This is a genomic window from Streptomyces hygroscopicus subsp. hygroscopicus (genome assembly GCF_030269125.1).
GTDB classification, from domain to species: Bacteria; Actinomycetota; Actinomycetes; order Streptomycetales; family Streptomycetaceae; genus Streptomyces; species Streptomyces hygroscopicus_C.
The window spans coordinates 197,040-205,089 of sequence record NZ_BSSM01000016.1 but is presented as its reverse complement, the minus strand read 5'-3'; the positions used below and the strand labels follow the sequence as shown (position 1 = coordinate 205,089).

The 8,050-nt window shown below is 74.8% G+C and carries 6 protein-coding genes and 1 pseudogene; 5 read left to right on the top strand and 2 right to left on the bottom strand.

Going from position 1 to position 8,050, the window contains the following annotated elements:
- The coding region (locus QSK45_RS30345) for a rhodanese-like domain-containing protein (protein WP_285562086.1) at positions 1 to 470 on the top strand (470 nt) is incomplete at its 5' end.
- 1,456 nt (positions 471 to 1,926) lie between these two features.
- Here QSK45_RS30345 and QSK45_RS30340 read toward each other — a convergent pair.
- Positions 1,927 to 2,538, bottom strand: coding sequence for a TetR/AcrR family transcriptional regulator (locus tag QSK45_RS30340; RefSeq protein ID WP_285562085.1), 612 nt, complete (start codon positions 2,536 to 2,538; stop codon positions 1,927 to 1,929).
- 241 nt (positions 2,539 to 2,779) lie between these two features.
- On the opposite strand from QSK45_RS30340, the gene QSK45_RS30335 reads away from it, so the two are divergent.
- The 3 genes and pseudogenes from QSK45_RS30335 to QSK45_RS30325 all read left to right on the top strand — a co-directional run bounded on the left by QSK45_RS30335 (position 2,780) and on the right by QSK45_RS30325 (position 6,086).
- On the top strand, positions 2,780 to 4,258 hold the full coding sequence (locus QSK45_RS30335; RefSeq protein ID WP_285562084.1) for an APC family permease: 1,479 nt from the start codon (positions 2,780 to 2,782) through the stop codon (positions 4,256 to 4,258).
- Positions 4,259 to 4,316: 58 nt separating this feature from the next.
- On the top strand, positions 4,317 to 5,894 hold the full coding sequence (locus QSK45_RS30330) for an amidohydrolase (RefSeq protein WP_285562083.1): 1,578 nt from the start codon (positions 4,317 to 4,319) through the stop codon (positions 5,892 to 5,894).
- A gap of 95 nt (positions 5,895 to 5,989) precedes the next feature.
- Positions 5,990 to 6,086: pseudogene (locus QSK45_RS30325) on the top strand.
- Positions 6,087 to 6,120: 34 nt separating this feature from the next.
- Here QSK45_RS30325 and QSK45_RS30320 read toward each other — a convergent pair.
- Positions 6,121 to 6,996 (bottom strand): universal stress protein, encoded by an 876-nt coding sequence (locus QSK45_RS30320; RefSeq protein ID WP_285562082.1) that lies wholly within the window; start codon positions 6,994 to 6,996, stop codon positions 6,121 to 6,123.
- Between the two features lie 409 nt (positions 6,997 to 7,405).
- On the opposite strand from QSK45_RS30320, the gene QSK45_RS30315 reads away from it, so the two are divergent.
- The gene (locus QSK45_RS30315; protein ID WP_285562081.1) at positions 7,406 to 8,026 is read left to right on the top strand and encodes a CBS domain-containing protein; all 621 of its coding nucleotides are present in this window, start codon (positions 7,406 to 7,408) and stop codon (positions 8,024 to 8,026) included.
- Positions 8,027 to 8,050: the final 24 nt, after the last annotated feature.

Here is an 8,050-nt window from a genome sequence, read left to right as displayed (position 1 = left end):
AACAGGCCGGCAGCGTCCTCACCCCCCAGGACGAAATCCTCATCATCGCCCCCGAGGGCCGCGCCGAGGAAACCGTCACCCGCCTCGCCCGCATCGGCTTCGACCGCGTCCACGGCTACGCCGCCGATCCCGAGCAGCTCTTCCACGCCCACCCCGACCAGATCCGCCAGGCCGCCCGGCTCACCGCCGAAACCCTGCGCGAACAGCTCGCCTCCCCCCAGCCCCCGCTCGTCCTCGACGTCCGCAACTGCGGCGAACGCGACGAAGGCCGCTCCATCGAAGGCGCCCTCCACATCCCCCTCGCCGAACTCGCCAAGCGCCTCGACGAAGTCCCCGCCGAAGGCCCCCTCGTCGTCCACTGCGCCGGCGGCCACCGCTCCTCCATCGCCGCCAGCCTCATCCGCCACAACGGCCGCACCGACGTCTACGACCTCCTCGGCGGATACGGCGCCTGGGAAACCGCCGCCTGACCCATCCCGGCCGGCCGCCCGGCCCGCGGCGATCCACGTGTGTGACGTCCCTGGCGAGCGGCGCCACGGGACCACCCCGCGGTCCCGGCGGCCAGACCGGCCGCCCTCAGCCGATCGCCGGCCGCCGACGGATGCGCAGGGGGGTACGGCCGTCCCCGGCGTCCCGGCGGTGGACCGGGCGCCGCAGGCTGAACGGCCCCGCCCGCGCCCGGCGGGCGCGGGCGGGGCCGTTCAGCCGGAACGCCGTACGGGGTCCTCCGCGCCGGCCCGGGGCTTCGGCCTTCGCGTCCGCCGTGGCCTTAGCGGCAGAAGCACGCCGGTGAGCGCCGCGACGGCCGCGACGGCCGGCAGCAGGACACCGTCCGGCATGGCACGGCCGACGGCCATGAGGCGCTCCTCCAACCCCGCCTCCGCCCCCGCCCCCCTCATCGGAAGGCAGGGCTGACGCACCGTCGAAGAACAGGACAGTCCGCTCCCAGGGCGATGAAGAGCGTGCCCCGATCAGCGAGGCGGTGTGCGCGGTCAGCGGACCCACGGTGAGGGCACGACCACGCAGCCACGACCGTCGGAGGCCGCGGCGCCGGCACGCGCTCGAACGCGCCGAAGGCACCGGCCGGGGGCAGGACCACCTTGCCGCCCACACTGCCGGGACCGGCAGCACCGCCCCGACCGGCACACCCGAAGGCGGACACGGCCCCGGCCTCGACCACGCTCACCGTCCATGAGCGCGCACCGGCGACGACCGGGCGGCGGACGGACGGTGGGAGGTCGTCCGTGCCGCGGACGCCGAAGGCGCGATCGGCGGATCGGCCCGCACCCGCGGAACGGACAGGGCGGACAGGGAAACCGGTGGTGAGGAGCCCGTTGTCGCCGCGACCGGGCACGCCCGGGACAGGGCGCCGCTCACCGCCTCGGCCACGTGCGCCGTCGATGCCGCTTTCGGCTCGGCTCCGTCGGCCGGTGCTTCGATGACGGCCTTCTTCACGCGGCCGTGGAGCAGGGTCGGACGGCAGGCCCGGTCCTCCGCCGACCGGGCCGTCCGGTCGGCGTGTGCCCGACCGGCGACGCCGGCCACCGCGGCAGAATCCGTACGCTGCCCGGCGAAAGCGGCATGACCCGACGCCGGGAACCGGCCGGCACACCCCCGGGCCGTCACCACGACGAGCAGGGCCGGCACGGCACCTGCCGTGCCATGTGCTGTCGACCGCCCCACCGCCGCTCCGCCCCGGTCCTCTCGCCGCGCCGCTGCCACCTTGGGCAATCACCGCTCAGGCAGCCCGTCACCACTTCCGGGCGTTCGCGGGCACGGGTGACTCCCGGGGCCTGCCCGCGTCCGACGATCCCGGCCCCCGGGCGACTCGGCGACGCGGTCGGCCGGTTCACCGGTGCGGCCCGGTGCTCCCCCGTCGGACGCACGTCCGGGATCACCGTCCTCCCCCGCGGTGAGCGCGTGGCCTCAGCAGGCGTGGGTACCGCGGAGCGTCCGCGCGTGGTTCATGAAGGCCGTCAGTCCCACCTCGAAGGCGCGGTCGGCGCGGTGGTCGCCCACGGCGGCGAGGGCCGCGGCGAGACGGGGAGTGGCGGCGCGGTCCGTCACCCACATGGTCTCGGGGGCGGCGAGGTCGAGGGCCGAGCCCAGGACCAGGTTCTCCAGCGCGGTGATCAGCGCCATGATCCCGGCCGGCTCGAACCCGGCGTCCAGCAGCCGGGTCACCGCCCGTTCGTACTGGTCCAGGACCCGGGGCGCACGCACCGGTGACGTCATGAGCAGCGGGATGGCGCGGGGGTGCGCGGCGAAGGCGGCGCGGTAGGAGCGGGCCCAGGCCTCTACGGCCGCGTCCCAGGGTTCGAGGTCGAGGGTGGTCGCCTCGATCGCGGAGGCGACCCGTTCGCGCAACAGCTCCACGATGCCGTCCCGGCCGTCCACGTGGTGATAGACGGACCCCGTCTGCGCGCCGAGCCGCCTGGCTATCTGCGGGACGCTGAAGTCTCCGCTCTCGTCGATGAGTTGGAGCGCGGTCGTGGTGATGCGCTCGCGGTCGAGGAGCGGGGTGCGCGGCCGTCCCATGATCGGTGTTCTCCCTGAGGTCTTCCCGGATGCCCAACTGCAGGTTACATTGCGGAAACCAAAAGCCTTTAGGTTTACGGCTCCGGGCGCCCCGCCATCCCCTCCGGGCACCCGGAAGCCCGTACGTCCGGGCGTGCCCGCGCGGGCAGCCGATCCCGGTCCGGACCGCCCGCGCCCCCGTCCACCGAACGCCCCCATCGCCGGGACCCCCTCCCCTCCGCCGCCAGAAGGGCTCCCCCGTATGTCCGTCACCACCTCCGAACTGCCCGAGGAGAAGGCGCCGTCCGACGCGGCGACCCTCCGATCCGGTTCCCTCGGCACGGCCGACATCGCCTTCTTCGTCGTCTCCGCCGCGGCCCCGCTGACCGTCATGGCCGGGGTCGCGCCGCTCGCGATCCTGCTGGGCGGCATCGGCGCCCCGGTCGGCTATCTCCTCGCCGGGCTGACCCTCGCCGTCTTCGCCGTCGGTTTCACCACCATGAGCCGCCACGTCACCCATGGCGGCGCCTTCTACGCCTTCATCACCCGGGGCCTGGGCCGCCCGGCCGGCATCGGCGCCGCCCTGCTGGCGCTGCTCGGCTACAACGGCATGGAGATCGGCGTCTACGGCCTGCTCGCCTCCGCCTGCCGCGACACCCTGCACGCCCTGTCCGGCGTCGACGTGCCCTGGCTGCCCATCTCGCTGGCCGGGCTGCTGCTCATCGGCTACGGCGGCTTCCGCTCCATCGACTTCGGCGCCAAGCTGCTCGGCGTCCTGCTGGTCGCGGAGACGGGAATACTCGTACTGCTGGCCGGCGGGGTGCTGCTGAAGGGCGGGGCCCACGGGCTGTCCCTGTCCTCCCTGGCCCCCTCGCACGTGTTCGTGCCGGGCACGGCCGCCGTGCTCGCCTTCGCGTTCGCCGCGTTCACCGGCTTCGAGTCGACCGTCATCTACCGCCGCGAGGCCCGCGACCCGGGACGCACCGTGCCGCGCGCCACCTATCTGGCCGTCGGATTCCTCGGCCTGTTCTACGCGTTCGTCGTGTGGATCGCCGTCCAGGCGTTCGGCGACGACCAGGTGGTGCGGGCCGCCGGGAAGGACCCGGTCGGGCTGTTCTTCACCGCGATCACCACCTACGTGGGCGGCTGGGCCGCGGATCTGATGCACGTCTTCATCGTCACCAGCGTCATCGCCTCCCTGCTCGCGTTCCACAACGCCATCAACCGCTACGCGCTCGCACTGGCGGAGGAGGGCGTACTGCCCGCCCGGCTCGGCCGGATCCACCCGCGCCACCGCTCCCCGTACGTCGCCGGCATCGCCCAGACCGTGCTCGGCGCGGTGGTCGTCCTCGCCTTCTGGGCCGCGCACGCCGACCCCTACCAGCAACTGCTGCTGTGGGTGAACACCCCGGGAATGATCGGCCTGTTGCTGCTCCAGCTGCTCGCCGCGCTCGCCGTGCCCTGCTACTTCCGGCGGGTGCGGCACGGCGAGGGGAGCCTGCGCACGGTGGTGGCGCCGGTCCTCGCCACGGTGCTGCTCGCGACGGCGATCGTCCTGGTGGTGGGGCACATCGACCTGTTCACCGGTGCGTCCCCGGCCGTGAACACCCTGCTCGTGCTCGCGGCGCCGCTCGTCTTCGTGCTCGGGCTGCCCTTCGCGTGGTGGCTGCGGCGCAGCCGGCCGCAGGTGTACGAGGCCTTCGCCACGGAGCCCGCGCCGCCGACCGAAGCCGCCGGATGACCGACCGAAGCCGCCGAACGACCGCCGAACGACCAACGCAGTCAAAGGAGTCCATGGCATGCCCGCCGCAGACCTCGTCCTCACCGGTGCCCGGGTGCGCACCCTCGACCCCGACCGTCCCACCGCCACGGCGGTCGCCGTGCACGGAGGGCTGATCACCGCGGTCGGGGAGGCGGCGGACGTACGGGACTGGCGCGGCCCCGGTACCGAGGTGGTCGAACTGGGCGGGGCGCATCTGGTGCCCGGCCTGGTGGACTCGCACAGTCACCCGGTGTGGGGGCTGGAGATGGCCACCGGCGTGGACCTGTCGGACGTGCGCGAACTGGCCGGGCTGCGCGCGGCGTTGGCGGGGGCCGAGCGGATCGGGGGCTGGGTGCTCGGGCACGGCCTGGACCACAACGCCTTCGAGGGCCGCCCGATCCACCACGACCTGGTGGCCGACCTCCTCGGCGACACGCCCGCCCTCCTCCGCCTGTACGACGGCCACTCCGCCCTCGCCAACGCCGCCGCCCTGGCCGTCGCCGGAGTGTCCGGGCCGCGCTCCTTCCAGCAGCGCGCGGAGGTGGTCTGCGACGCCTCGGGCCGGCCCACCGGGCACCTGGTCGAGCATGCCGCGATGGACCTGGTGACGGCCGTGGCGCCCCGTCCCTCGGACGCCGAACGCCGTTCGCGGCTGCGGGACTTGCTGTCCGCGATGGCGGCCACGGGGCTCACCGGCGCCCATGTGATGGACGGCGGGGACCCGGAACTGGTGGCGGCGGTGGCCCGGGAGACGGTCCTGCCGGTGCGACTGCGGTTCGCGCCCTGGTGCATGCCGGGCGCGGACGCCGGCGCGCTGCGCGAGCTGATCGCGCTCCAGGGACGGGGCGGGCGGCACTGGCGGGTCGCCGGGGTGAAGTTCTTCATGGACGGCACCGTGGAGGGGGGCACGGCGTGGCTGGAGCACCCCGACTGCCACGGCCGGGGCACGGACGCGTTCTGGCCGGACCCGGAGGCCTACGCCGAGGCCGTGCGCACCCTGCACGCGGCCGGCGTGCGCACCGCCACGCACGCGATCGGGGACGCGGCCGTACGGCACGTTCTGGACACCGTGGCCTCGCTCGGGCCGAGCGGGCGCGGCGCGCACCGGATCGAGCACATCGAGACGGCGCCCGACGAACTCCTCCCCCGTTTCGCCGAGCTGGGTGTCGCGGCCTCCATGCAGCCGCCGCACACCGGGTACACCCGCGACGACGGCAGCGACGAGTGGTCCCGTCGCCTCGGCGGTGAACGTGCCGCCCGCGCCTGGCGGCTGCGGGAACTGCGGGACGCGGGGGCCGTCGTCGCGCTCGGGTCGGACTGGCCGATCGCGCACTACGACGCCCGCGCCGTACTGGCGACCGCGCGTCACCCCAAGGGCGCCGCCGCGCGCCGCGCGGGCCTGACCGCGTTGCAGGCGCTGGAGGGCTGCACGAGCCACCCGGCCGCGGCGGCGGGCGAGTCCGCGGTCGCCGGCCGTGTCGCACCCGGTTTCCGCGCCGACCTCACGGCGCTGGGTGTGGACCCCGTCCACGCGCCCGCGGACGAACTGGCCGACGCCCCGGTGGTATTGACGGTGACGGGCGGGCACGTGGTGCACCGGGCCGCCCTCCGGTGACCGGTGGCTGAGGTCAGCCGTGCGTCAGTCCCCAGTCAGCGCCGGGTGGCACAGTCGTTCCTGTGAGCGGTACGGGACACAGGAACCGGTCACGGGGAGAGGTGCCCGGAGTGGTTGATCGGGGACCAGCGAGCTCGCCTCACGGTCGGGCCCCTCCGGGGGCCCACGCAGGTTCGAATCCTGCCCTCTCCGCCCCCGCCGCCCTTCGGCGTGCTCGGTTCGGTGCTCAGCCGTGCGGGACGACCGCGACCGGGCACTCGGCGTGCTGGACGACCGCGTGGGCGACATGGCCGAGGCGTTCGCCGAGCCGGCTGCCGGTGATGCGGCGGCCCACCACGACGAGTCCGGCGCCGTCCGTGGCCCGCACGAGTTCGTCCCCGGCCCTGCCCTCCGTGACGGTCGTCGCCACGGACACGTCCGGGTACTTCTCGTGCCACGGTCGCAGGAGCGCGATCACGGCGTGTTCGGCGGCGGCCGCCCCCTCGGGACCGGCGCCGTCCTGCTCGTACACATGGCAGACCCGCAGTTCGGTGGTGCGCCGCCGGGCGGCCTCGAAGGCGAACCCGATCGGCTCGTCGCAGGGGCTGTCGATGTCCAGGCCGAGCACGACGGCGCGGTACGGGATGCTCGGGATCTCGTCCGGCGCCAGCCCGGGAGCCGTCGGCAGATGCTCGTCGGCGGCGCTGCGCCCCGCTCGCACCAGCACCACCGGGCAGGGGGCGCGGCCCGCGACCCGCAGCGAGACCGAACCGACGAGGACCCCGGCCGCGCGGCCGAGCCCGAGCGTGCCCACCACCAGCGTGTCGGCCTCGGCGGCCGCGGACAGCAGCGCGGGAACGGCCGACTCGGCGATCAGCGTCGCGGTCACGGCCAGCGTGGGATGCGCTGCCCGCACACTGTCGACCGCCTCCCGCAGCACGCGCTCCGCCCAGCCGCGCTCGGTGCTGTCCCTCGTCGCCAACGGCGCCGGCCGCACATGCGTGACCCACGCGTGCACCACGACCAGTTCCGCCCCCCTGCGTACCGCCTCCTGCGCGGCCCAGTGAGCGGCGGCAACACTCTGCGGCGACCCATCGACTCCCACCACGATCCGACCAGCCATGACGTGTCCCTCCGGATCCCGACCGCCACCACGCACTCTCGTAGGACAAGCGTGCCTCGCCCGGGTGGGCCGCGCCCCTGGGCCGCACGGCCCGCCAGGAGGGCCGGTCGGGGTCGCCGGGGTGGGCCCCGGTACCTCGTGGGCCCGTCAGGGCGCCGGGGCGACGGGAACGCCCACCGCGCACCCGCCCACCCGGCCGAGCCGGAAGGTGTCCGAAATCAGGACCAAAGGTCCCGTCCCCGGGGGCGCCCGGCCCTCGGCCCCCGGCGGCGGGCGCGGCACGCTGGTGGTACCGGCTCGGACGGACAGTGGGGACAACGCCTGGCCGGGCGTCGAGCGGGACGAGGGCAACGGGAGACCACCGCGACCCACCGGAGAAGGCCCGCGCACCCCAGAAGGAGGATGGGCCGTGACCCACAGCACGATCGGCGAGGTGATGACCGGCGACGTCGTCACAGCGTCGGAGACGACATCGTCCGAGACCGTCGCCCGGATGCTGGAACGGCACGGGATCAGCGGGCTGCCGGTGATCGACCAGGACGACAAGGTCCTCGGCGTCGTCTCGGCCTCCGACCTGGTGCGCGAACGGAGCGGACGGCGGGCGAAGTCCCCGGGCGAGTCCGTGCGGCAGCTGATGTCGACACCCGCCGTCACCGTCCACCCGGAGCAGCGCGTGTCCGACGCCGCCCGGCTGATGGAACGACGCGGCGTCGAACGCCTGCCCGTCGTGGACGAGGAGGACCGGCTGATCGGCATCGTCACCCGTCGTGACCTGCTGCGGGTCTTCCTGCGTGGGGACGACGAGATCCGCCGCCAGGTCTGCGAGGAGATCGTCGCGGGCGAGCTGGGACTGCCGCCGGAGGCCGTCACCGTGTCCGTGCGGGACGGGGTCGTCACCCTGGCGGGCCGCGCGGAACTGCGCGGCGCCATCGCCCTCGCCGGTCTCGCGGCCTGGCGGCTGGACGGGGTCGTCGGCGTCGTCAACCTCGTGCCGTCCGCCGCCCCGGAGGGGATGGCACGGCCGGGGTGATCCTCGTGGGCCGGCCGGATCCCG